This window comes from Neorhizobium turbinariae (assembly GCF_023223505.1).
GTDB lineage: Bacteria > Pseudomonadota > Alphaproteobacteria > Rhizobiales > Rhizobiaceae > Neorhizobium > Neorhizobium turbinariae.
In genome coordinates this window covers 180,251-203,617 of record NZ_JALPRY010000018.1, presented here as the reverse complement: position 1 = coordinate 203,617, position 23,367 = coordinate 180,251, and the positions used below count along the sequence as shown (strand labels likewise).

Annotated in this window: 22 protein-coding genes; 2 read left to right on the top strand and 20 right to left on the bottom strand. The window is 62.8% G+C overall.

The window, feature by feature from the left end; genetic code table 11:
• Nucleotides 1-6: 6 nt before the first annotated feature.
• The 8 genes from M0654_RS16915 to M0654_RS16880 form a co-directional block, all read right to left on the bottom strand.
• Nucleotides 7-708, bottom strand: coding sequence for a phosphatidylserine decarboxylase (locus M0654_RS16915; RefSeq protein ID WP_248684102.1), 702 nt, complete (start codon nucleotides 706-708; stop codon nucleotides 7-9).
• Nucleotides 709-834: 126 nt separating this feature from the next.
• Nucleotides 835-1,605 carry an amino acid ABC transporter ATP-binding protein gene (locus M0654_RS16910; RefSeq protein WP_248684101.1) on the bottom strand — a complete coding sequence of 257 codons (771 nt, stop codon included), beginning with the start codon at nucleotides 1,603-1,605 and terminating at the stop codon, nucleotides 835-837.
• On the bottom strand, nucleotides 1,602-2,282 hold the full coding sequence (locus M0654_RS16905) for an amino acid ABC transporter permease (RefSeq protein ID WP_248684100.1): 681 nt from the start codon (nucleotides 2,280-2,282) through the stop codon (nucleotides 1,602-1,604). Before M0654_RS16905 ends, M0654_RS16910 begins: the two co-directional genes overlap by 4 nt.
• Before the next feature lie 181 nt (nucleotides 2,283-2,463).
• On the bottom strand, nucleotides 2,464-3,237 hold the full coding sequence (locus M0654_RS16900; protein ID WP_118849120.1) for an amino acid ABC transporter substrate-binding protein: 774 nt from the start codon (nucleotides 3,235-3,237) through the stop codon (nucleotides 2,464-2,466).
• 158 nt (nucleotides 3,238-3,395) lie between these two features.
• Nucleotides 3,396-4,418 carry an LLM class flavin-dependent oxidoreductase gene (locus tag M0654_RS16895; protein ID WP_248684099.1) on the bottom strand — a complete coding sequence of 341 codons (1,023 nt, stop codon included), beginning with the start codon at nucleotides 4,416-4,418 and terminating at the stop codon, nucleotides 3,396-3,398.
• Between the two features lie 98 nt (nucleotides 4,419-4,516).
• Complete coding sequence (locus tag M0654_RS16890) at nucleotides 4,517-4,663, bottom strand: hypothetical protein (RefSeq protein WP_199925204.1); 147 nt, start codon at nucleotides 4,661-4,663, stop codon at nucleotides 4,517-4,519.
• Between the two features lie 23 nt (nucleotides 4,664-4,686).
• Nucleotides 4,687-6,576, bottom strand: a complete 1,890-nt coding sequence (locus M0654_RS16885; RefSeq protein ID WP_248684098.1) for an ABCB family ABC transporter ATP-binding protein/permease — start codon at nucleotides 6,574-6,576, stop codon at nucleotides 4,687-4,689.
• Nucleotides 6,577-7,138: 562 nt separating this feature from the next.
• Complete coding sequence (locus M0654_RS16880) at nucleotides 7,139-9,142, bottom strand: LysM peptidoglycan-binding domain-containing protein (protein WP_248684097.1); 2,004 nt, start codon at nucleotides 9,140-9,142, stop codon at nucleotides 7,139-7,141.
• A gap of 172 nt (nucleotides 9,143-9,314) precedes the next feature.
• Here M0654_RS16880 and M0654_RS16875 point away from each other — a divergent pair, with 172 nt between their 5' ends.
• Nucleotides 9,315-9,920, top strand: coding sequence for an LOG family protein (locus tag M0654_RS16875; protein WP_248684096.1), 606 nt, complete (start codon nucleotides 9,315-9,317; stop codon nucleotides 9,918-9,920).
• Between the two features lie 41 nt (nucleotides 9,921-9,961).
• Here M0654_RS16875 and rarD read toward each other — a convergent pair whose 3' ends face one another.
• The 12 genes from rarD to alr all read right to left on the bottom strand — a co-directional run bounded on the left by rarD (nucleotide 9,962) and on the right by alr (nucleotide 22,716).
• Nucleotides 9,962-10,882, bottom strand: coding sequence for an EamA family transporter RarD (gene rarD, locus M0654_RS16870; RefSeq protein WP_248684095.1), 921 nt, complete (start codon nucleotides 10,880-10,882; stop codon nucleotides 9,962-9,964).
• 187 nt (nucleotides 10,883-11,069) lie between these two features.
• Nucleotides 11,070-12,686: a citramalate synthase gene (gene cimA / locus M0654_RS16865; protein WP_248684094.1), complete on the bottom strand. Its 1,617-nt coding sequence runs from the start codon at nucleotides 12,684-12,686 to the stop codon at nucleotides 11,070-11,072.
• 77 nt (nucleotides 12,687-12,763) lie between these two features.
• Complete coding sequence (gene pip, locus M0654_RS16860; protein ID WP_248684093.1) at nucleotides 12,764-13,723, bottom strand: prolyl aminopeptidase; 960 nt, start codon at nucleotides 13,721-13,723, stop codon at nucleotides 12,764-12,766.
• On the bottom strand, nucleotides 13,720-14,196 hold the full coding sequence (locus M0654_RS16855) for a GFA family protein (RefSeq protein ID WP_248684092.1): 477 nt from the start codon (nucleotides 14,194-14,196) through the stop codon (nucleotides 13,720-13,722). Before M0654_RS16855 ends, pip begins: the two co-directional genes overlap by 4 nt.
• Entirely contained in the window at nucleotides 14,193-14,705 is a 513-nt protein-coding gene (locus M0654_RS16850; protein WP_248684091.1) for a GFA family protein, read from the bottom strand. The genes M0654_RS16855 and M0654_RS16850 overlap by 4 nt, the downstream gene beginning before the upstream one ends.
• Nucleotides 14,705-15,100, bottom strand: coding sequence for a VOC family protein (locus tag M0654_RS16845; protein ID WP_248684090.1), 396 nt, complete (start codon nucleotides 15,098-15,100; stop codon nucleotides 14,705-14,707). The genes M0654_RS16850 and M0654_RS16845 overlap by 1 nt, the downstream gene beginning before the upstream one ends.
• Before the next feature lie 38 nt (nucleotides 15,101-15,138).
• Entirely contained in the window at nucleotides 15,139-16,524 is a 1,386-nt protein-coding gene (gene cysS / locus M0654_RS16840) for a cysteine--tRNA ligase (RefSeq protein WP_248684089.1), read from the bottom strand.
• Nucleotides 16,525-16,754: 230 nt separating this feature from the next.
• The gene (locus M0654_RS16835; protein WP_248684088.1) at nucleotides 16,755-17,495 is read right to left on the bottom strand and encodes an SDR family NAD(P)-dependent oxidoreductase; all 741 of its coding nucleotides are present in this window, start codon (nucleotides 17,493-17,495) and stop codon (nucleotides 16,755-16,757) included.
• A 91-nt stretch (nucleotides 17,496-17,586) separates the two neighbouring features.
• On the bottom strand, nucleotides 17,587-19,101 hold the full coding sequence (purF, locus tag M0654_RS16830) for an amidophosphoribosyltransferase (protein ID WP_118849132.1): 1,515 nt from the start codon (nucleotides 19,099-19,101) through the stop codon (nucleotides 17,587-17,589).
• Nucleotides 19,102-19,254: 153 nt separating this feature from the next.
• Nucleotides 19,255-19,854, bottom strand: coding sequence for a CvpA family protein (locus tag M0654_RS16825; RefSeq protein WP_248684087.1), 600 nt, complete (start codon nucleotides 19,852-19,854; stop codon nucleotides 19,255-19,257).
• Nucleotides 19,855-20,031: 177 nt separating this feature from the next.
• Nucleotides 20,032-21,438 (bottom strand): DNA repair protein RadA, encoded by a 1,407-nt coding sequence (gene radA, locus M0654_RS16820; protein ID WP_118849134.1) that lies wholly within the window; start codon nucleotides 21,436-21,438, stop codon nucleotides 20,032-20,034.
• Between the two features lie 96 nt (nucleotides 21,439-21,534).
• Nucleotides 21,535-22,716 (bottom strand): alanine racemase, encoded by a 1,182-nt coding sequence (alr, locus tag M0654_RS16815; protein ID WP_248684086.1) that lies wholly within the window; start codon nucleotides 22,714-22,716, stop codon nucleotides 21,535-21,537.
• Nucleotides 22,717-23,038: 322 nt separating this feature from the next.
• Between alr and M0654_RS16810 the strand changes: the two genes are divergently transcribed.
• A complete protein-coding gene (locus M0654_RS16810) occupies nucleotides 23,039-23,362 on the top strand; it encodes a tudor domain-containing protein (protein WP_248684085.1) in 324 nt (107 codons plus the stop codon).
• The last annotated feature ends 5 nt before the right edge of the window (nucleotides 23,363-23,367 follow it).

The following is a 23,367-nucleotide window of genomic DNA, read 5'->3' as shown; positions in this document are numbered from 1 at the left end:
CTCTCCTTAGGTGCGTCGGCTGATCACCGGCCCCTTGGCCGAGTTGAATTCTGCAAGAACGGTCTCGCCGCCGATCGCCTTCTGGCCAACCGTCACGCGCGGCTGCCCGCCTGCCGGCACGAAGACATCCAGGCGCGAGCCAAAGCGGATCAGGCCGAAACGTTCGCCGGCGCTCAAGGGTTCGGTCGGCTTCACCCAGCAGACGATGCGGCGCGCGACGAGACCTGCGATCTGCACGACGCCCACCTTGCCGTGGATGCTTTCGATCACGAGGCCATTGCGCTCATTGTCTTCGGAGGCCTTGTCGAGTTCGGCATTTACGAACTGCCCGGCGCGATACTCGATATGCGTCACCTGTCCGCGCACCGGCGATCGGTTGATGTGGCAGTCGAAGACGTTCATGAAAACCGAGATGCGCAGCATCGGCTCGGTGCCGAGCATCAGTTCGGCCGGCGGAACCACCATGGCGACATGGCTGATGCGGCCGTCGGCGGGGCTCAGGATCAGGTCGTCATCCTGCGGCACGGCGCGCTCCGGGTCGCGGAAGAAATAGGCGCACCACAGGGTCAGCACAATGCCGATCCAGAACAGCGGCTCGGCGATATAGCCCAGGATCAACGAGACGATGAAGAAGGCGGCCACAAAGACATAACCTTCCTTGTGGATCGGCACGAGCGTATTGCGGATGGTGTCGAAGAGGTTGTTCAACGTTTTCTCCCGTAAGGTCAGGGTGACCTGACTACAAGGAAAGTGTTTTTGCGGCAATGAGGTTCCAGCGAAGCGGGTAGCGCTGAATGACGCAGGTTGAACGACCTCTGTGGCTTCCCTCAGCCTCTACGATGCCGGAAGCTCCAGCCCCTGCGCCGCATTGATGGAGGACACGAACTGCCGGGTTCGCTCATGCGCCGGGCGCGTGAAGATCGCTTCCGCGTTACCTGTCTCGACGATCTGGCCGGCCTCGAGGAACACCACGTGGTTGGCGATCCGCGACGCCAGGCGAAGGTCGTGGGTCGCCATCACCATGGTCGTGCCTTCGCTCGCAAGCTTGCCGAGAACCTCGACCACTTCCGCCGACAGTTCCGGGTCAAGCGCCGAGGTAGGCTCGTCGCAAAGAAGCACGCGGGGCGAGGGCGCCAGCGCCCGGGCAATTGCCACGCGCTGCTGCTGTCCGCCCGACAGTGTCGCGGGCCAGGCATCCGCCTTGTGGGCCATGCCGACCTTGGTGAGCAATTCCATTGCCCGCTCGCGCGCCTTCTCACGCCTCCACTTCAGCACCGTCAGCAGGCTTTCCATGACGTTCTCGATGGCGCTGCGATGCGGGAAAAGCTGGAAGTTCTGGAACACCATGCCCGTCTGGCGGCGGATCGCCTGAATGTCCTGCCAGCTCGCTTTCTTCCCACCAGAGAAGTCAAATTTCGCGTCGCCGATCTGCACCGTTCCCGCGCTTGGGATCTCGAGCAGGTTAATGCAGCGAAGCAGCGTGCTCTTGCCGCCGCCTGACGGGCCGACCAGCGCCGTCACGCTGCCTTCGGGGAAGCTCAGGCTGATATCCTTCAGGATCACGGCATCGCCGAAGCGCTTTTCGATATGCGAAAGCTCGATCATCGGTTGGCCTCCATCATGCCGCCGTACCGGGCAAACCGCTTTTCAAGCTTGCTTTGCAGCGCCGACAGCACCGAGCTCAGCACGAGGTAGATCAACGCCGCCTCGATATAGAGGATCAGCGGTTCATAGGTGGTTGCGACGATCCGCTGGGCGGCCTGGAAGAGTTCCGGCACGGTGATGGCGGCCGCAAGCGAGGTGTCCTTCACCAGCGAAATGAAGGTGTTGGAGAGCGGCGGCACGGCCACGCGCGCCGCCTGCGGCAGGATGGTGCGGCTCATCGCCTGGCGCCAGTTCATGCCGATCGAATAGGCTGCTTCCCACTGCCCCTTGGGAACGGACGAAATGACGGCACGGATGATCTCGGAGCTGTAGGCGCCGATGTTGAGCGTGAAGCCGATCAGCGCCGCCGGGAAGGCATCGAGCAGGATGCCGATGCTGGGCAGGCCGTAGAAGATCACGAAGAGCTGCACGAGGAGGGGCGTGCCGCGGATGACCCAGACATAGAAGCGGGCGATCAGCGCGAAAGGGCGGGGCGCAAAAAGCCGCGTCACGGCGGTGATCAGCCCGAGGATCAGCCCGAAGAAAAACGACAGCAGCGTAAGCGGAACGGTGAACTTGATCCCGGCCCACAAAAGCGTCGGCAGCGAGTCCGACATGAGTTGAAGCCAATGCGGCACGGCGCTCTTCTCGTCTTTCGTTTGCGGATTTGCCCCTCACCCTAACCCTGTCCCGGTGAACGGGGAGAGGGGACCGGGCGCGTGAAACTTGCGTCCTTAGCCCCGCGAGCGGGGAGAAGGTGCCGGCAGGCGGATGAGGGGCGACAGGTCATGCCGCCCCTCGGATCAGTCAAATGTAACCTTACTTCGAGACGTCCTGCCCAAAGTATTTCTGCGAGATCTTGTCGTAGGTGCCGTCGGCGCGGATCTCGGCAAGAGCCTTGTTGATCGCTTCCACGAGCTCCGGGTCACCTTTGCGCACGATGATGCCGGAATGTTCGGCATCGGCCTGTTCGGCAGCGATCTTCACCGGCGCATCCGGCTTCTGCTTCTTGAAGTCGTAGAAGGACAGGCTGTCGTTGATCGTGGCGTCGGCGCGGCGCGTCAGAACCAGCTGGATCGACTGGTCGAAGCCGTCGGTGGCAACAAGTTCGGCGCCCGACTGTTCTGCAAGCTTGCCGTAGTTGCTGGTGAGCGACTGGGCGGCCTTCTTGCCCTTCAAGTCCTCGAAGCTCTTGATCTCCTCGTCGTTGGCGCGGACGATCAGCACGGCTTTCGAAGCGATGTAAGGGTCGGAGAAGTCATACTTCTGCTTGCGGGCTTCGGTGATGCCGACCTGGTTGATGACGGCGTCGTAGCGCTTGGAATCGATGCCGGCGATCAGGCCGTCCCACTTGCCCTCGATGAACTCGGCCTTGACGCCGAGCTTTTCGGCAACCGCTTCGCCGATCTCCACGTCGAAGCCGACGAGCTTGCCGCTCTGGTCATGGAAGGTGAAGGGCGCATAGGTGCCCTCGGTGCCGATCTTGAAGACGCCGGCCTGCTGGATGGCCGTCAGGTTTTCGCCGGCAAGGGAGGGAAGGGTGGCCGCAACCTGGATCAAGGCCGCGATGGCGATGGTTTTCAGACGGATCATTGTCTTGTCCTTTCAGCAATCTGTGCTGGCGCTTGTTTCGCAGAAAATAGGCGCGGACGATTGGAAGGAAACCGCAAAGAAAACGAGCAGGCGCAAATATTTTGCTCAAAAGGAACAGCCGGCGGGCAAGGGCACCCGCCGGCTGTGTTAAAGGTTGCTTAGCGCCAGCCGAGGCCGGGCGCGACGTGCTTCAGGATGCTTTCAATGACATGGGCGTTGTAGTCCACGCCGAGCTGGTTCGGCACGGTCAGAAGCAGGGTATCTGCTTCGGCTATACCTTCATCGGCCTTCAACTGCTCGATCAGCTTGTCCGGTTCTGCCGCGTAAGAGCGTCCGAAGATCGCCTCCGTCTGCGCGTCGATGAAACCGATGGAATCGCGGCTTTCGCCGCTGCCGCCGAAATAGGCGCGGTCCATGTCGTTGGTCAGCGCAAAGATGCTGCGGCTCACAGACACCCGCGGCGTGCGCTGGTGGCCGGCTTCCTTCCACGCCTCGCGGAAGATGCGGATCTGCTTGGCCTGCTGCACATGGAACGGCTCGCCCGTTTCATTGTCCTTGAGCGTCGAGCTTTGCAGGTTCATACCGAGCTTGGCGGCCCAGACCGCGGTGGCGTTCGAGCCGGAACCCCACCAGATGCGGTCGCGCAGGCCTTCCGAATGCGGCTCGAGGCGCAGCATGCCGGGCGGGTTCGGAAACATCGGCCGCGGATTGGGCTTGGCAAAACCCTGGCCGCGCAGCACGTCGAAGAAAACTTCCGCATGCCGCCGGCCCATGTCCGCATCCGTTTCGCCTTCCGCCGGCGCGTAGCCGAAATAACGGAAGCCATCGATCACCTGTTCGGGCGAGCCGCGGCTGATACCAAGCTGCAGCCGCCCGCCGGAGATAAGGTCCGCCGCACCGGCGTCTTCGGCCATGTAAAGCGGGTTCTCGTAGCGCATGTCGATGACGGCGGTGCCGATCTCGATCTTTGTCGTGCGCGCGCCGACGGCGGCAAGCAGCGGGAAGGGCGAGGCGAGCTGGCGGGCAAAATGGTGGACGCGGAAATAAGCGCCATCCGCACCGAGCTCTTCAGCCGCGACCGCAAGGTCGATCGATTGAAGCAGCACGTCAGAGGCCGAACGCGCGCCTGACTGCGGCGATGGGTTCCAGTGCCCGAAGGAGAGAAAGCCAATCTTTTTCATGGTGTTAACTTTCGAACTTCTTGTGTTTAAGGTTGCACCTTAAGTGGCACGCCCTGCACTGGTTTCACAGTTGCCGGAGTGTGAACGCTGCGTCGCCGTCAGCGCGCCGCCTGCGGATCCACCCAGCCCATCCATGTCGTAAAGGCTAGCAGCGGCGAGCCCCAGAACAGCAGGATCAGCAGGTAGGCCGCGGCGACGCCGAGCAGGACGAGTGTCCGCAGTTGCCGGTTCTTTCGCAATTGCATTTTCTTTTCCTTCTCGGGCTGCATCATTCGGCAGCCGGCTTGCCGCGGGTGACGATACCGAGATCGTCGCTTTCGCGCACCTTGCGCAACTGTTCTTCCGCCTGCGTTGCCTCGCGCTGGCGGTTCCACATCGAGGCGTAGAGCCCGTTCTGGTCAAGCAGCGAGGCATGCGTGCCGCGTTCGGCAATATGCCCGTCGCGCAGCACGATGATCTCGTCGGCATTGATGACGGTGGACAGCCGGTGGGCAATGACCAGCGTCGTGCGGTTCTTCGAGACCTGGTCGAGCGCCGACTGGATCTCGTGTTCCGTCGTCGTGTCGAGCGCCGACGTCGCCTCGTCGAGAATGAGGATCGGCGGCGCCTTCAGCACCGTGCGGGCAATCGCAACACGCTGCTTTTCACCGCCAGAGAGCTTCAGGCCACGTTCGCCGACCTTGGTCTGGAAACCGTCCGGCAGGGTCTGGATGAAATGGCCGATCTGGGCGATTTCGGCTGCCGCAAACAATTCCTCATCGGTCGCGGATGGGCGCCCGTAACGGATGTTGTAGGCAACCGTGTCGTTGAACAGCACCGTATCCTGCGGCACCATGCCGATCACCGCGCGCAGGCTCTTCTGCGTCACGTCGCGCACATCCTGCCCGTCGATGGTGATCGAGCCCTGCTGGATGTCGTAGAAGCGGTAGAGAAGGCGGGAGATGGTGGACTTGCCGGCACCCGAAGGGCCGACGATTGCCACCGTCTTGCCGGCCGGCACTTCAAACGAGATGCCCCGCAGGATCGGCCGGGCCGGATCATACGCGAAATGGACATCCTTGAAGGCAATGGCGCCCTGGCCAATTGCCAGTTCCTTGGCGCCCGGCTTGTCGACCACTTCCGGATCGACCTCCAGGAGGTCGAACATCTGCTCGATGTCGGTGAGGCCCTGGCGGATTTCGCGATAAACAAAGCCGATGAAGTTGAGGGGCACGGACAGCTGCATCAACAGCGCGTTGATGAACACGAAGTCGCCGATCGTCTGTTCGCCGCGCTGCACGGCAAACGCCGACATCACCATCATCACCGTGGTGCCAAGCCCGAAGATGACGCCCTGGCCGAAGTTCAGCCAGCCGAGCGAGGTCCACACGCTGGTGGCGGCCTTTTCGTAGCGCGCCATGGAGGCATCGAAGCGCTTCGCCTCCATCTCCTCGTTGCCGAAATACTTGACCGTCTCGAAGTTGAGGAGCGAGTCGATCGCCTTCGTATTGGCGTCGGTATCGCTGTCGTTCATCGAACGGCGAATGGAGATGCGCCAGTCGCTCGCCTTGATGGTGAACCAGATATAGAGCCAGACGGTGACGGCGGTGATGAGCACGTACCAGAAGCCGTAGGCCACCCAGAAGATGATGGCGGTGAGCAGGAACTCGAGGATCGTCGGCACGCTGTTGAGGATCGTGAAGCGCACGATCGTTTCAATGCCCTTGGTGCCGCGTTCGATGATGCGAGACAGGCCGCCGGTCTTGCGCTCCAGGTGGAAGCGCAAGGACAGTTGATGCATGTGCACGAAGGTGCGGTGGGCAAGCTGGCGCACCGCATATTGCCCGACGGACGCGAAGAGGGCATCGCGCAACTGGTTGAGGCCAAGCTGCAGCACCCGCGTGAAATTATAGGCGATGACCAGCACCACGGCGCCGAGAAGGAAGGCCGGCAGGAGGCCCGCCATGTCGAGCTTGCCATTCAGCGCATCGGTCGCCCACTTGAAGAAATAGGGAACCGCAAGCAGCACGAACTTGGCGAGCACCAGGAAGAAGGTCGCCCACAACACGCGCGCCTTGAGGTCGCCACGCCCATGCGGCCACATATAGGGCCATAGGTTGACCAGCGTTCCGAGCGGATTGCTCGCGTCCGCCGAAACGGTCTTCTTTTTTGATGCCATGATTGTCTCCGGGCGGATGCGGTGCCAACGCCACCCGGCACATAAGGCCTTGCCGCGTCGGTTGCAATGAGCACGGGAACATCGGGCGGGCATCCGGGAACGTCAGGTGCGGGAGATGGCCTCTCCGCAAGCAGCAGTTTTGGCCGCGCCGGACGTCACTCCGGCGCGGTTTTGCGTTTGTGGCCTCTGTTCCGGAGTGTCTGAGCACCGGAAGGTGTGGCCTTTGGGAATGGGGCAGGCGGGTATTCGGGTAGTATGGGTATCAGGTTTTGCCTGCCCCGGCTGTTCTGGCGGTTTTCAGAGGATTTCCGAGCCCTCATCGACCGCTTCGAACAACCATCACCGGAACCGAGCCTTTCGACCCGAACAGTCTGCCGGTTCGCGAACCCGGTTTCCCATCCGATGACGAGAGCAATTATGCACGCTCGCCGAGGGGCGTGGAAAATCGGGGCGGGTGAGGAGGCTAAGTCCTTGAAGAGGCGTGGATGAAAAATAAATCGCGGTATTATTGTCCACGATTTTGGTGGCACGAGAGGGCCGCGCCACCGGCTGCCCCAAGAGTTTAACCCCGGCGCTGCTGCATGCGGCGGCGGTGGATCTCCTCCGCGTCAGGACGGTATTCCTCCGGCACGCCAAAGATCTGGCCCGGCTGGATGATGTCCGGGTTGCGGATCTGCTCCTCGTTGGCGAGGTAGATCGTCGTGTAACGAACGCCCTGGCCATAAACGCGGCGCGAAATCTGCCACAGCGTGTCGCCACGGCGGATGATGACCGACGCGCGCTGGCTCTGAGTCAGCGGTGCCTGCTGGATGGTGGTCGGCGTAGTCGCATTGCCGGCATCAGCGGTGGTGCTCGACGCGGTGCCGGCGTTTGACGCGGCGCCACTGTTCGGAGCTGTGCTGCTGTTGCCGGTGTTGCTCTGGGCAACGGCAGGTGCCGCCGGTTCGGAGCGCTGCAGGTTCTGCGCCAGTGCCGGGCCGACCGTACGTGCCACAAGCTCGCTGATCTCCTTGAGGCTTGCGCCCACGGCGCCGACGTCGCGTGGCAGGGCTTCAAGCGCCTCGAGCGCTGCGGCGGCATTCTGGGCCGTTGCCTGCGCCAGGACGCGGGTCGAGGCGGCGGCATCGGCGGGCAGGCGGTATTCGCTGAGCGAGCGAAGCGCGATCACGGTGCTGGAGCGTGCTGCCGTCATTTCCTCAACGTCAGGCGTGCGGCCACCGTCGTAAAGGCCCTGCAGCAGGTTGAAGGCGCGCACGGTATCGGTGCGGAGCTTTTCATAGGCGCCGGCGTCGACCGTCGCGAGCGCATCCGTGCCCGGTTCTGCGGAGGCGACTGCGGCAACCTGTTCGCCGGCCGGACGGTTGAAGGGCACTTCGACGCGCAGGGCGACGGCGCCACCGGCACCCAGCGTTTCGACCGTGATCGTATGGTCGCCAACCGCGAGATCGCCGGTTCCTTCGATCACGAAGCTGCCGTTCGAGCCGGCCTGTGCGGTGCCGATGGCGCGACCGTTGGCAAGGCCACGCAGCGAAGCACCAGGCTTGGCCTGGCCGGCGATGAAGATCTTCGAGCCTTCAATTTCAACCGCGGTGACGCGAAGCGCGGCGGACGCCCCTTCAGCGGGCGTTGCCGGAGCAGCCGGAGCAGCCGGGGCTGCGGGCGCTGAACCGGGGATGGAGGGTGCAGAATTGGCAAGGCCTTGCGCGCCTGCGGGCGGGGCCGGCAGCGCAGCGACGACGTCGTTTGCGGAGGAGGACGCGGGCACGGCCGGGGCTTCGGCTGTGGCCGGTTGTGCCGGTGTACCAGCCGCTTCGAGCGTGGTGGTTGCCTGCGATGCGTCGGAAGCCTGCGACGCTGTGCCATTGGCCGGAGCCGGAGAAGCGGAGGCGGTGTCCTGTGCAGCCGGCGTGCCGGTATCGGCCGTCGGAGCCGCGATGATGCGGCTTGCCTTGCCGGGCGTCGTCACCATCGCCAGCAGCTTGTCGGCGCTGCCCTTGACGGGCACGGAAACGGTGGCGGTTTCTTCCGAAAGAAGCGCCTTGCCATCCTTGCCAATCGCCTTCAGCACCAACTGGTGGTCGCCGGGCGGCAGCGGGTTGTCGAGCACGGCGGCAAAATCACCGGCAGGACCGACATCGACCTTCGCGACGATGGCCGCACCATTGGTGACTTCAAGCTTGGAGTTCGGTTCGGCGCGGCCGGCGATCACGGTGGAGCCGTCCGGCTCGACACGCAGGATATCGAAGGACGGCGAAACCACGCGGCCTTCCTTGGCCGTCGTCTGGTCGCTCCGGGCCGGGGCGGCGGTGGGCTGTTCGGTTGCGGGCGATGCCGGTTGGGTAGCCGGGGCGGCGGGTGTCGCGGCTGCCTGCTCGGAAGGCTTGGTGGAGTCGGGGGATGAGTTCTGGTCCGTGACGGCGTTCTTCACAGCATCACCGGCCGCATTGATTGCGTCGGCGGCAGGCTTGGCATCCTGATTGATCCGAGGCATGACAACAAACACCATCAGCAAGGACGCGACGGCAAGTACAATCAGGGCAAGCCAACCAGCACGGTTTCTCATCATCAAAAATGCCTCTCCCGGCGGTTCCGACCGCCACCTCTCCGGATTAGCGGTTTCCGCCCCGTTTCACAAGCTTTTCAGCCTTTAACGCCTTGCTCTTGCGGGCATTTACCGGCATTTCTGCGGTTCGGATGCACGCCTTGCATCCCGTCTGGAATGCACACGGAGAAAACTGGTGCCTATTCAATCCATCTGCGTTTACTGCGGCTCGCAGCCGGGACGCGATCCCGCCTATATCTCAGCTGGCCGTGCACTCGGAAAATCCATTGCGGCCCATGGGCTTCGGCTGGTTTATGGCGGCGGCACCAAGGGCATCATGGGCGCGGTCGCGGCCGGCGTGCTGGCGAATGGCGGGCAGGTGACCGGCATCATCCCGGAATTTCTGGTCGACATGGAAGCGACCCGGCACTCGCTTGGACAGCTCAACGAACTGATCGTGACGCAGGACATGCACGAGCGCAAGCACAAGATGTTCGAGCGTTCTGACGCTTTCGTGACGCTGCCGGGCGGCATCGGTACCCTGGAAGAAATCGTCGAGATCATGACCTGGGGCCAGCTTGGCCGCCACCAAAAGCCGATGGTGTTTGCCAATGTCGGCGGGTTCTGGGATCCGATGCTGGATCTTGTCCGCCACATGCGCGACCAGGGCTTCATCCACCGGGCGCATCTCGTGCAGCCGATGGTGATCCCTGACATCGACGACATTGTGCCTGCGATCCTGGAAAGGAGTGAGGAGCAACGCCCGTCCGCCGGCGAGGATGCGGTGATCTCGCGCCTCTAGTCTCTCTTGAAGACAAGGCTGCGGGCTTGTCGCCCGCAGCGTCACGCCGTCTTGGCGCCGCGTGCCTGGCTGAGCATTGCCGAGGTGTAGAGCGCCAAAGCCAGCCAGATGAGCACGAAGGCAGTCAGCTTGATCTGGCTGAGCGGCTCGTGGAACACCAGCACTGCGATCAGGAAGATCATCGTCGGCGCGATATATTGCATGATGCCGATCGTCGAAAGGCGCAGAAGCTTTGCCGCATTGGCGTAGATCATCAGCGGCGTGGCGGTCACGACGCCGGCCATCATGAGCAGCAGTGTTTCCATCCCGGTGCCGTTCAGGATGTGGCCTTCGCCGGTCGATTCAAGCCACAGCACATAGGGTAGCGCCGGAATGCTGATCAGCAGCACTTCCAGGAAGAAGCCCTGGTTTGGACCGATCGGCAGCGTCTTGCGGAGCAGGGCGTAGAACCCCCAGGTGACGCAAAGGCCAATCGAAATCCAGGGCAGGCCGCCTGCATCGAGCGTCAGGATTGCAACCGCAATCACGACAAGCCCGATCGCCGCAAGCTGCCGTGGCGACAGCTTTTCCTTGAGCAGCACGGCGGCGAGGAAGATGCTGAACAGCGGGTTGAGGAAATAGCCGAGGGCGGCATCCAGAGCCCGATCGGTCGCAACGGCCCAGACATAGATGCCCCAGTTCACCATGATGATGAAGGCCGTAAGGCAGGCCATGCCGAGCATGCGGGGGGTCTGGATGGCGCGCTTCAGGTCACCGAAACGGCGCAGGATGAGAAGCACGACGCCCGCCACCGGAACCGACCAGATTGCCCGGTGCGCCAGGACCTCGAGCGCCGGGATGTGCGCGATCGACTTGAGGTAGAGCGGCAGGAATCCCCACAGGCCATAGGCCATCATGCCGAGCACGAAGCCGCGTGGCGTGTCCTCGTTCTTTGCGACGGGGGTGTCGGGCTGGGCAGACATGTCGGGTGTTTCCGTGATTGTGTTCTCGGTGCGCTAACCCGTAGCGGATGCATCCGGGGTGAACCAATTCATTTCGGTGAAGGATCCATGACTGTCGCGAGCACGCCGATCCGGCATCGCGACGGCGGATTACCCCCCGCCGAGGGCTTGCACGGGAATGCTTGGAAGCAGGCCGGCTGCGGAAGTGCTATTCGGCGGCGATCTTGCCGGCGAGTTCGCGGTTCTTCATCAGCTTGTAGATGACCGAGTCCATCAGCGCCTGGAAGGACGCGTCGATGATGTTTTCCGAGACGCCCACCGTCCACCAGCGCACGCCGCTGGAATCGGTCGATTCGATCAGGACGCGGGTGATGGCTTCGGTACCGCCATTGAGGATGCGCACCTTGAAGTCGGCGAGCATCAGGTCGTCGATCTCGTGCTGGTACTTGCCGAAATCCTTGCGCAGCGCCTTGTCGAGCGCGTTCACCGGACCATCGCCTTCGGCCACCGACATATGCGTCTCGCCATCAACGACGATCTTCACCACCGCTTCGGACACGATCTTGATGCGGCCGAGGCTGTCGAAGCGGCGCTCGATCATCACGCGGAACCCTTCGATCGAGAAGAATTCCGGAATGGTACCGAGCGTGCGGCGGGCAAGGAGCTCGAAGCTCGCATCCGCGCCCTCATAGGCATAACCGGAAGCCTCGCGTTCCTTGACGATCGAGATCAGCGTATCGAGCTTCGGATCGTCCTTGGCGACTTCGATGCCGCGGCGCTTCAGCGCGTTGATGAAGTTCGACTTTCCGCCCTGGTCCGACACCATCACCTTGCGGAAGTTGCCGACGCTTTCCGGCGCCACATGCTCGTAGGTCTTCGGGTCCTTCAGCAGTGCCGAGGCGTGGATGCCTGCCTTGGTGGCGAAGGCCGACGCGCCGACATAAGGCGCCTGGTGGTTCGGCGAGCGGTTCAGAAGCTCGTCGAAGGCATGGCTGAGGCTGGAAAGCCGCGACAGACGCTCCGGATCGATCGCCGTCTCGAAGCGGGAGGCATAAACGTCCTTGAGGCAAAGCGTGCCGATCAGCGTCACCAGATTGGCATTGCCGCAGCGCTCGCCGATGCCGTTGAGCGTGCCCTGGATCTGCCGGCAGCCGGCTTCAATGGCCGCCAGCGAGTTGGCAACGGCTTGTCCCGTGTCGTCATGGGCGTGGATGCCGAGTGCAGTGCCGGGGATGCCTGCGGCGATGACGGCCGCAACGATCTCGCGCACTTCATGCGGCTGGGTGCCGCCATTGGTGTCGCACAGCACAATCCAGCGGGCGCCGGCGTCATAGGCGGTCCTGGCACAGGCCAGCGCGTAGTCCGGATTGGCCTTGTAGCCATCGAAGAAATGCTCGCAATCAACCATTGCTTCCCTGGAAGCGCCGCGGGCGGCCTGGACGCTGTCGCGGATCGACTCCAGATTCTCGTCGTTCGAACAGCCGAGCGCGACGCGGACATGATAGTCCCAGCTCTTGGCAACGAAACAGACTGCATCGCTCTGCGCCTGCAGCAGGGTGGAAAGGCCCGGATCGTTGGAGGCGGAAATGCCGGCACGCTTGGTCATGCCGAAGGCGACGAAGGAGGCGCGCTCGGTGCGCTTCCTGGAGAAGAAGGCGGTGTCTGTCGGGTTGGCGCCCGGATAACCACCCTCGACATAGTCGAAGCCAAATTCGTCCAGGAGGTTAGAGATGGCGATCTTGTCTTCGACCGAAAAGTCGACGCCTGGCGTCTGCTGACCGTCCCGCAGGGTCGTGTCGAAGAGATAGATGCGTTCGCGTGTCATGCGTGCTCCTCCTGGAGCGAGTTTATGCTTTTTCAAACCGGAGCGGAGGCCGGCAGAGGGGCCTCACGAGGCTCCGTTCAACTTTTCCCCGCGAACCGGTCCGTCGCGCGGATCAGCGCATCGGAGATGCCCGGCTCCGACAGCGCGTGGCCTGCACCCTCGATGATGTGGAACTCGGCATCGGTCCAGACCTTGGAAAGCTGCCAGGCGTAGCGGAGCGGGCACGGCATGTCGTAGCGGCCATGGACGATGACGCCCGGGATGCCCTTGAGCTTCACCGCATCGCGCAGCAACTGACCGTCTTCCAGCCAGCCGGCGTTCATGAAGTAATGGTTCTCGATGCGCGAGAAGGCGAGCGCGAAATGGTCGTCATCGTGGCTGGAGGCGAGCGCCGGGCTCGGCAGCAGCGTGATGGTCGAGCCTTCCCAGACGCTCCAGGCCTTGGCGCAGCGGATCTGCTCTGCCTTGTCCGGCCCCGTCAGACGGCGGTGGTAGGCGGCCATCATCTCGTGGCGTTCGTTTTCCGGGATCGGCGCGACAAAGGCTTCCCACTTGTCGGGAAACATCTCGGACACGCCGAACTGGTAGTACCAGTCGAGCTCCGGCCGCGTCACCGTGTAGACGCCACGCACCAGGAGTTCGGTGACCCGCTCCGGATGGGTTTCGGCATAAGCGAGTGCCAGCGTCGAGCCCCAGGAGCCGCCGAAGACCTGCCATTTCTCGACGCCGATCATCTCGCGCAGGCGCTCGATATCGGCCACCAGATGCCAAGTGGTATTGGCCTCGAGGCTCGCATGCGGCGTGGAGCGGCCGCAGCCTCGTTGGTCAAACAGCAGCACGTCGTAAAGCGCCGGATCAAACATCCGCCGCTGCGACGGATTGCAGCCGCCGCCCGGACCGCCATGCAGGAAGACGGCGGGCTTTGCGCCCTTCGTGCCGACCCGTTCCCAATAGATCAAGTGCCCATCGCCGACATCGAGATGCCCGCTCTCGTAAGGCTCGATCTCGGGATAAGGCGTACGAAGAACTTCGGTCACAGGTGGAGCCCCTTTTCAGGCCAGTTTTCGGTATCGTGGTCGGGATGCTGGAACGAGATGATCCGCTCCTGCTGGGAAACATCTTCCTCCGCGTCGCGGATCGGCGCGTCGAAGATCTCCGTCACCCACGGTATATGCGAAGCAAAGTTCACCTGGATCTTCGGGGCGAGATCGTCGCGATTGTCGAACGCGCCGATCGCGAGCTCCAGCCCTCCGGGATAGCGATAGGTGAGGGGCGTGCCGCACTTCTCGCAGAAGCCGCGCGAAATATTGACCGAGGACTGGAAATAGCGCGGTGCGCCGCGGGTCCATTCGACGCCATCGTTCGGCGCAGCGACCAGCGGGCCGAAAAAGCCGCCAAAGGCTTTCTGGCACATGCGGCAATGGCAGATCGAGGCGCGCCCAAGCTCGCCATGAATGCGGAAACGCACGGCGCCGCACTGGCAGCCGCCTGTTCGCAAGGCAGTCGTCATGCTTTACCCTCCTTGTTATCCGGCTCCGGCTCGCCCCGCTGGGGTGGCCAGACCTTCGTGTCATGGTCTGGATGCTGATAGGAGATGATGTCGCTGAGGAAGGGGGCGGCGGCGATGTCGTCCATCGTATGGCGCCCCGGCAGTTCATGGAGCCGGTCGACGAAGGGCAGCTTGCCCTCGATGCCGAACTGGACGACGGGCCGCAGTTGCGACGGATCGTCGAATGCCCCGGCGGCAACCGCCACGCCATCATCGGCTTCGTAGGTCATCGGTGTTCCGCACGAGCCGCAAAAGCCGCGCCGAACGTGGTTGGAAGAGTGGAAGTGCTTCAGCTCGCCGCGGGTCCAGACGAGTTCGGCCTCGCGCGTGTCGACAAGGGCCGCGAAGTAGTTGCCGAAGGCCTTCTGGCACATGCGACAATGGCAGATCGAAGCGATTCCGACCTCGCCGCTCACCTTGAAGCGGATCGCCCCGCATTGGCAGCCCCCGGTAAACACCGCGTCACTCATCATTCCTGTCCTTCCGGCGCATGGCAGACGGCTTCGATATTGTTTCCGTCGGGGTCAAACACGAAGGCGCCATAATAGTTCGGATGGTAGTGCGGGCGAAGCCCGGGAGGACCGTTATCAGTTCCGCCGGCAGCAATTGCGGCTGCGTAGAAGGCATCGACCTCGGCGCGATTGCCGGCTGTGAAGGCGACATGCTGGCGGTGGCCGGCGGGAACTGCACCCTCGTGCAGCCAGTAGACGGGGCGGTCGCGGCCATACCCGCCGACCTTTGCGCCGTTCGTGTATTCGGCCGGCACCATGTAGAGGAGCGACGCACCGAGCGGCGCAAAGGCCGCGTCGTAGAAAGCCTTGGCGCGATCGAAATCCGAAACCGTGATGCCTAAGTGATCGATCATCCTTCTTCCTCCCCCATTCCCGGAGCGCGATCCGGAGGTTAGCGTTTCATCTCCCAGGTTGTCACGCGCTCTCCCGTGGCCGGGTCCTTGCCATCCTTCAGCTGGATGCCCTTTTCGCCGAGTTCGTTGCGGATCTTGTCGGCCTCCGCGAAGTTCTTCGCTTTCAGCATCTCAAGCCGCATGGCGACGAGCGCATCGACGGCCGAGGCAACTGCCTCGTCGATCTCCGCCTTCTTTGGCAGGACACCGAGAAGCGCGGCACTGGCCGCGAACATCGGTATTATCGAGCTGTCGCCGTTGGCTTCCTGCGCCAGCGCATGCAACCGCTGCACCGCGGCAACCGTGTTCAGGTCGTCGGCGAGTGCTTCCATCACGATCGGGCAGGGTTCGGCCTTGCCGGGTTCGGCCGCCGGCCACTTGGCAAGCAGCCGCTCGGCCTCTTCCAGCCGCTTGACCGAAAAGTCGATCGGCTCGCGGTAGTGCGTCATCAGCATCGCAAGCCGCAGCACTTCGCCCGGCCAGCTCCGCCCGCCGAAGGTCTTCGTCGCCAGGAGTTCGTTGATGGTGATGAAGTTGCCGTCGGACTTCGACATCTTGCGGCCTTCGACTTGCACGAAGCCGTTGTGCATCCACAGATTGGCCATGACTTGCGTGCCGTGGGCGCAGCGGGACTGGGCGATCTCGTTTTCGTGGTGCGGGAAGATCAGGTCGAGCCCGCCACCGTGGATGTCGAAGACCTCGCCGAGGTAACGCTGGCTCATGGCCGAGCACTCGATATGCCAGCCGGGGCGGCCGCGGCCCCAGGGGCTCTCCCAGCCCGGCTCGTTTTCGGAGGAAAGCTTCCAGAGCACGAAGTCGCCGGGGTTCTTCTTGTGGGCGTCAACGGCGATGCGGGCGCCGGCCTGCTGCTCGTCGAGCGGCCGCTTGGAAAGCTGGCCGTAGTCCTGCATCGATTTCGTATCGAACAGGACTTCGCCTTGCGCCACATAGGCGTGGTTGCGGGCGATCAGCGTTTCGATGATCTCGATCATCTGCGGGATGTTGTCGGTGGCGCGGGGCTCGACATTCGGCGGCAGGCAGCCGAGCGCGGCAATATCCTGATGGTACTGCGTCTCGGTCTTCTCGGTGACCTGGCGGATCGCCTCGTTGAGCGGCAGGCCGGGATGATCGCGCAGCGCCCGGGCGTTGATCTTGTCGTCGACGTCGGTGATGTTGCGGGCATAGGTGACGTGGTCGGCGCCATAGACATGGCGCAGCAGCCGGTAGAGCACGTCGAAGACGATCGCCGGTCGCGCATTGCCGATATGGGCGTAGTCATAGACCGTCGGGCCGCAGACATACATGCGCACGTTATCGGGATCGATCGGCTCGAATACCGTCTTCTGGCGCGTCAGCGTGTTGTAGAACTTGAGCGGAACGCTCATCCGAAATTCTCCCAAAGTCTCGCATGCCATACGTCCGGCTTGGCCGGGTCGTTTGTCTTCAAGGCTTTTCGAGAGACGAAAACGGCCGGGCCAGCGGATGCGCTAGCGAATAATGATCCCGCAGATGGAAATCGCCGTCTTCATGGCCGAAGTTTATGGCGCGCGCCGCAGCTTTGGTCAAGTGCGGCAAGGGCCGGAACGAAGGCGCACAAAGGCGGCGAGGGAAAGATTTACTCCGGCGTGCGGAAGTCCATGAAACGGTTTTCGCGCACGGAAAACAGGCGGCCGCTTTCGGTCATCTCCGGCGATGCGAGGAACAGCATCTTTTCGGCGACTGCGGACGGGTGCGGCAGCGTATCCGGGTCTTCGCCCGGGACGGCTTGGGCACGCATGGCGGTGCGGGTGGCGCCCGGGTTGACGAGGTTTACCTTGAGCGGCGTGTGTTCGGTCTCGGATGCCCAGATGCGTCCCATGGTCTCGACCGCCGCCTTTGACATCGCATAGGCACCCCAGAAGGCGCGTGGGTTGTTGGTGACGCCCGATGACAGGAGCAGGGCGCGGCCGGCATCGGACTTCGTCAGCAGCGGCTCAACGGAGCGGATGAGGCGCCACATCGCCGTGACGTTGGTGAGCATCACCTTGTCGAAGACCTTGGCTTCGATATGGGCAAGCGGCGAGATGACGCCGAGGATGCCGGCATTGGCAACAAGGATGTCGAGCTTGCCCCAGCGTTCGAAGATCGAGGCGCCGAGCCGGTCGATCGCCGGCAGGTCGGTGAGGTCGAATGGCACGAGCGTGGCAGTGCCGCCGGCAGCCTTGATGGCGTCATCGAGCTCTTCCAAGCCGCCGACGGTGCGGGCGGTGGCGATTACATGCGCGCCAGCCTTGGCGAGAGCCAGTGCCGTAAAATAACCGATGCCGCGCGAGGCGCCCGTCACCAGTGCGATCCTGCCGTTCAGATTCATGTCCATCAGCTCAAAACCCCATCTCGCACCCAAAAAAGAAGGCTGCGTTTGCGCAGCCTTCTAAAGGGTTTGCCCCAGATTGCAAACGGGGAGGCGATCAGCCGTTGCTGGCGAGCACCGATACCTTTCGGCCCATGGTCTCGCCATCCTTGTCGAGGAGGCGGGTCGGGTATTCACCGGTGAAGTAGTGGTCGGTGAACTGCGGGCGGATCGCATTGCGCTCTTCGCCGCCGACGGCGCGGTAGAGGCCGTTGATCGACAGGAACTCCAGCGAGTCTGCGCCAATGTAACGGCACATCGCTTCGAGGCTGTCGTACTGGTTGGCGATCAGTTTGTCGCGGTCCGGCGTGTCGATGCCGTAGAAGTCCGGATAGTAGATCATCGGGCTTGCCACGCGGAAATGCACTTCCTTGGCGCCGGCATCACGGATCATCTGGACGATCTTGAGCGAGGTTGTGCCGCGCACGATCGAATCATCGACCAGCACAACGCGCTTGCCCTCGATCATCGCACGATTGGCAGAGTGCTTCAGCTTGACGCCGAAGGCGCGGATCTGCTGCGTCGGCTCGATGAAGGTTCGGCCCACATAGTGGTTGCGGATGATGCCGTATTCGAACGGGATGCCGCTTTCCTGCGCAAAGCCGAGAGCTGCCGGCGTGCCACCATCCGGCACGGGCACCACGACATCGGCGTCGACCGGGCTTTCCTTGGCGAGGTTGATGCCCATGTTCTTGCGCGCGACATAGACGCTGCGACCGCCGACGATCGAGTCGGGGCGGGCGAAATAGACATACTCGAAGAGGCAGAGGCGTTCCGGCTGGCCATTGCCCGCCTTGCGGGCATCGATCGACACCGAACCGTCCGGCTGGATCTCGCAGATGATGACTTCGCCGTTTTCGACGTCACGGATGAACTTGGCGCCGATGATGTCGAGTGCGCAGGTTTCGGACGCAAAGATCGGCTTGCCGTCGAGTTCGCCCATCACCAGCGGCCGGATGCCGGTGGGATCGCGCGCCGCGATCAGCTTGGTGCGGGTCATGGCCAGCATGGAATAGCCGCCTTCCATCTGCCGGATCGCGTCGATGAAGCGGTCGGCCGTGGAGGTGTAGCGGGAGCGGGCGATGAGGTGCAGGACAACTTCCGTATCGGAGGTCGACTGACAGATGGCGCCGCCGGCAATCAACTGGCGCCGCAGCGTCAGGCCGTTGGTGAAGTTGCCGTTATGTGCAATCGCGATGCCGCCGACTTCAAGTTCGGCAAACAGCGGCTGGACGTTGCGCAGCGCAACTTCGCCGGTGGTGGAATAACGGACATGGCCGATGGCGATGGAGCCCGGAAGCTTCGCAAGTGTTGCCGGATCCGTGTAGTGGTCCCCGACGAGGCCCATGCGGCGTTCCGAATGGAAGCGCAACCCGTCGAAGGAAACGATGCCGGCGGCTTCCTGGCCGCGATGCTGGAGCGCGTGAAGGCCAAGCGCCGTGAGCGTCGATGCGTCCGGATGCCCTAGGATGCCGAAGACGCCACATTCTTCGCGCAGCGTATCAAGATCCCACTCATTCAGACTGTTTGAGACGCCATTGTCTTCCAATGCCGCTGAAACCGGTTCAATCATCTCGGCCCTGATCCTTCTGGACAACGTGTCCGCTTCGGAAAATGGAAAGGCCGGCCGGGGAGGGATTTCCCGGAAGCCAGCCTGAATTTTCACCTGAGTGCGATTGATAGCACAGATGGTGACGTTTTGCGCTGCATCAAGCGCAAGATAGAGTCAATTATTTGTCGGCCGGTTGGTCTGCGGCGCGTCTTCAGCCGGTGGTTGATCCTGGCCAGCGGCACCTTCGGCAGGTGCTGCATCGCGGCCGAGGATGCGGGCGCGGATCTGCGGCTCGATGTCTTCCGGCAGCACGGCTTCAAGGCGCGCGACCAGCGTATCGAGGAAGGGCTTGGATTTTGCCTGCGTGACCCATTCCGGCTGCGAACGGGCGTCCACAAGCCAGTTCCAGAAGGCTACAGCGACGACGAGAAGGAGCAGGCCGCGGGCAGCGCCAAACAGGAAGCCCAGCGTGCGGTCCAGCGCGCCGATGCGGCTGTCGATGATGAAGTCCGCAATGCGCGAGGTGACGAAGGAGATGATGATCAGCGCCAGCAGGAAGATGATGCCGGCGGAAGCGGCAAGCGCGATGCGATCATCGCTGGTGTAGTTCTTGGCGTAGGGAAGCAGCAGCGGGTAGAGATAGTAGGCTGCGGCAACCGAGCCGACCCAGCTTGCGATCGACAGCACTTCACGAGAGAAACCGCGTACCATGGCGAGCACGGCGGAAAACAACGTTACGCCGATAACGATGCCGTCGAATAAAGTAATGGGCATAAACGAACTACTCCACACCAGAGCGCCGAGCGTCCGGACGGACGCATGGTGAGCACTCGAGATTCCTGAATCTGCGCATGCCGGCTGGCTCGAACCCGGTGTCGGATCAAAGCCAAGCAGGATACGCGACCGCCTCTACGGCAGCCGTCATACATCAGCCGCCGAATTTACGGAAGATCAATCATCTTCGCGGTCGGTTTGTCCCAAATTCTTACGCGAGCCGGCGATGCGCGACACGAGATCAGGCAGATCCTCGATGGCGATCCACTGTCCGTTGCCGCCCTTGGGGATTTCGCTCGAGGTAGCCGGCAGCATGGCGCCGGCAAAGCCGAGTTTCTCGGCTTCCTTCAGTCGTTGCGCCGTCTGCGACACCGGGCGGACGGCTCCGGACAGGCTGATTTCGCCGAAATAGACGCGATCGGCCGGGAGCGCCAGGCCCGCAAGCGAGGAGACAAGCGCCGAGGCGACAGCCAGATCGGCAGCCGGCTCCGAGATGCGATAACCCCCTGCAACATTGAGATAAACGTCGTGCTGGCCGAGCCGCACGCCGCAATGGGCCTCAAGCACGGCAAGGATCATCGAGAGGCGTGACGAATCCCATCCAACCACGGCGCGTCGCGGCGTGCCGAGCGAGGTGGGCGCCACGAGCGCCTGCACTTCGACGAGAACCGGGCGCGTGCCTTCCATGCCGGCAAAGACGGCAGCACCGGGGGACTTGGCATTGCGCTCGCCAAGGAAGAGTTCAGACGGGTTGGAAACTTCGCGAAGTCCTTTGTCGGACATTTCGAAGACGCCGATCTCGTCCGTCGGTCCGAAACGGTTCTTGACGGTGCGCAGGATGCGGTAATGGTGGCCGCGGTCGCCTTCGAAATAAAGCACTGCATCGACCATGTGCTCGACGACGCGCGGGCCGGCAATCTGGCCTTCCTTCGTGACATGGCCAACAAGCACCATGGCGGCACCCGTCTGCTTGGCAAAGCGGATCATCGCCTGCACGCCGGTGCGCACCTGCGTCACGGTGCCGGGCGCCGAATCGGCGGTATCGCTCCACAGCGTCTGGATCGAGTCGATGATGACGAGGTCCGGCCGCTTGCCGTCGGAAATGGTGGCGAGGATGTCCTCGACATTGGTTTCGGCGGCGAGCAGCACGTCGGAATCGGCAGCACCCAGCCGCTGGGCACGAAGCCGCACCTGCGCGACGGCCTCTTCACCCGAGACATAGATGATCCGGTGGCCGCGACGCGCAAGAGCCGCCGCCGCCTGCATCAGCAGCGTCGATTTGCCGATGCCCGGGTCACCGCCGACGAGAACGGCGGAACCGCGCACGAAACCGCCGCCGGTTGCCCGGTCAAGTTCGGAGATGCCGGTATGGATGCGCGGTGCTTCTTCCGTTTCGCCGGAGAGGGTGGTCAGCGCCACGGCCCGGCCCTTCTTCGGCACCTTGCCGGGACCGGCTCCGATGCCACCCATCGGGTCTTCTTCGACGATCGTGTTCCACTCGCCGCAGCCATCGCATTTGCCGGCCCAGCGGCTATGCACCGTGCCGCAGTTCTGGCACACGAATTGGGTCTTGGGTTTCGCCATGTAGAATTACCGCCGCCGTACAGAAGGTTCGCGCTCGTGCGAACAAATAGAGAACGCGCTTGTATCGTGAAACCGACTGAAGGGCAAGACTGCGGCCTAGTCGTCCGGGTAGATGTAGCGGCGCTCGTAACGCAGTCCGAGGCTGGTCAGGAGTTCGTAGCCGATCGTACCGCCGGCGCGCGCGACGTCATCGAGCGGGATGTTGTGCCCGAACAGCTCGATATAGTCACCCGCAGCGATGGCGTTCTGCGGAACGTCTGTGACGTCGAAAATCGTCAGGTCCATGGTGATGCGGCCAACGACCGGCACCTTATGCCCGGCGATGAAGCCGAACGCGCCTTCGCCTTGCGTCTGGCGCAGCGGCACACCCGAACCGGAAAGGGCGCGCATGTAGCCGTCCGCATAACCGGCGGAAACGATGGCAAGCCGGCTGTCGCGGGTGAGGCGATGCGTCCCGCCATAGCTGACGGTCTCGCCTTGTTTCGCGTCACGGATCTGGATGATGCGCGCTTCGGCGGTCGCGACCGGTTTCATCGGATTCGGGACGCCGTTGACTGCTTCGCCGCCATAAACGGCAATGCCGGGGCGGGTCAGGTCGAAATGGTAGTCGGGCCCGAGGAAGATGCCGGCCGATGCCGACAGGCTGCACTCGATGCCCTCGAAGGCTTCGGCGACGCGCCGGAAGGCCTGCAACTGCTGCTCGTTGGCGGGCGAGTTCGGGGTGTCGCCGCTCTGCAGATGCGAGAGCACCAGAACCGGCGAGAAGCTTGCCGGGCGCGAAACGTCGTCGGCAAAGGCGATCGCTTCATCGAGGCCAAGTCCCAGGCGGTTGAAGCCGGTATCGATCTGCAGCGCGCAAGGATGGTCGCCATGCTCGGCCGTCACCGACATCCAGAAGGCAAGCTGTTCTTCCGAAGCCAGAACCGGCACGAGGCCGTGCTCGTAGAAGAGCGCTTCCTGGCCCGGCCAGACGCCGGAGAGCACATAGATGCGGGCATCGGGCGCATAGGTGCGCAACGTGACACCTTCCTGGACGACGGCGACGAAGAAGTCGCGCGCGCCGGCCTTGTAAAGCACCGTGCCGCAATCCTCTAGCCCCAGGCCATAGGCGTCTGCCTTCACTACGGCTGCCGTACGTGCGCTGCCTGAACTGCGCGCCATCTCGCGCCAGTTGTCGGCAAGCGCGCCAAGATCGATTGTCAGGCGGGCAGGGGCAGTATCGAATTCGTCGATCAGTTCATCCAGGTCGATTGAATCGGGATTGGCAGTGTCAGGCATGGGAAACTCGCAAGCTTTAAGAGGTCTGCATCCTTAGTGATTTCGCCGAGTGTAGGAAGACCTGAGGTGCATTTTGAAGGCGGGTGCACAGGCTTTTGGGGCGAGGCAACGCAGGAAGTGCAGATGCGCCAAGTCACTGCATGCCGGGAAATTATTCTTGGATAGTAAAAGTATTAATGCGCGGTTCATGTGTGTAGCATAAGCATTGCCAAGTCCAATCTTTGGATGGACTCGGTCTGTCATTCCGACAGCGAAACCTCTGGGGGAAATCAGTGAGACGTTTCTGGTACTGGGCCTGGCTGCAGGCCTTTGCGCACTTGGCGTGTCTACTGCAGCAGCGCAGACGAAGGGAGACTGGGTGCTCGGTAACTACAAGGGCGCCGGATATTGGTTTCCCGGCGTGATCGAAAGCATCGGCGGCGGCAAGATTACCATCCGTTACGACGACGGCGATCGCGAAACCGTCGGCATCAACGCAGTTCGTCCCTATGACTGGATGATCGGCATGAAGGTCGAGTGCAACTACAAGGGCGCCGGCGACTGGTATGCCGGCAAGATCACCTCGCTCGCCGGCGAAAAGATCAGCATCGCCTATGACGATGGCGACAAGGAAACGACGCGCACAGGCCGCTGCCGCTCGAACTGAGGCCG

Coding starts and splice junctions, on each gene's coding strand:
- M0654_RS16910 (WP_248684101.1), bottom strand. CDS start 1,605: ATGATCGAGCTTTCGCATATCGAAAAGCGCTTCGGCGATGCCGTGATC.
- M0654_RS16900 (WP_118849120.1), bottom strand. CDS start 3,237: ATGATCCGTCTGAAAACCATCGCCATCGCGGCCTTGATCCAGGTTGCG.
- M0654_RS16895 (WP_248684099.1), bottom strand. CDS start 4,418: ATGAAAAAGATTGGCTTTCTCTCCTTCGGGCACTGGAACCCATCGCCG.
- M0654_RS16890 (WP_199925204.1), bottom strand. CDS start 4,663: ATGCAATTGCGAAAGAACCGGCAACTGCGGACACTCGTCCTGCTCGGC.
- M0654_RS16885 (WP_248684098.1), bottom strand. CDS start 6,576: ATGGCATCAAAAAAGAAGACCGTTTCGGCGGACGCGAGCAATCCGCTC.
- M0654_RS16880 (WP_248684097.1), bottom strand. CDS start 9,142: ATGATGAGAAACCGTGCTGGTTGGCTTGCCCTGATTGTACTTGCCGTC.
- rarD (WP_248684095.1), bottom strand. CDS start 10,882: ATGTCTGCCCAGCCCGACACCCCCGTCGCAAAGAACGAGGACACGCCA.
- cimA (WP_248684094.1), bottom strand. CDS start 12,686: ATGACACGCGAACGCATCTATCTCTTCGACACGACCCTGCGGGACGGT.
- M0654_RS16855 (WP_248684092.1), bottom strand. CDS start 14,196: ATGACGACTGCCTTGCGAACAGGCGGCTGCCAGTGCGGCGCCGTGCGT.
- M0654_RS16850 (WP_248684091.1), bottom strand. CDS start 14,705: ATGAGTGACGCGGTGTTTACCGGGGGCTGCCAATGCGGGGCGATCCGC.
- M0654_RS16845 (WP_248684090.1), bottom strand. CDS start 15,100: ATGATCGATCACTTAGGCATCACGGTTTCGGATTTCGATCGCGCCAAG.
- cysS (WP_248684089.1), bottom strand. CDS start 16,524: ATGAGCGTTCCGCTCAAGTTCTACAACACGCTGACGCGCCAGAAGACG.
- M0654_RS16835 (WP_248684088.1), bottom strand. CDS start 17,495: ATGGACATGAATCTGAACGGCAGGATCGCACTGGTGACGGGCGCCTCG.
- purF (WP_118849132.1), bottom strand. CDS start 19,101: ATGATTGAACCGGTTTCAGCGGCATTGGAAGACAATGGCGTCTCAAAC.
- M0654_RS16825 (WP_248684087.1), bottom strand. CDS start 19,854: ATGCCCATTACTTTATTCGACGGCATCGTTATCGGCGTAACGTTGTTT.
- radA (WP_118849134.1), bottom strand. CDS start 21,438: ATGGCGAAACCCAAGACCCAATTCGTGTGCCAGAACTGCGGCACGGTG.
- alr (WP_248684086.1), bottom strand. CDS start 22,716: ATGCCTGACACTGCCAATCCCGATTCAATCGACCTGGATGAACTGATC.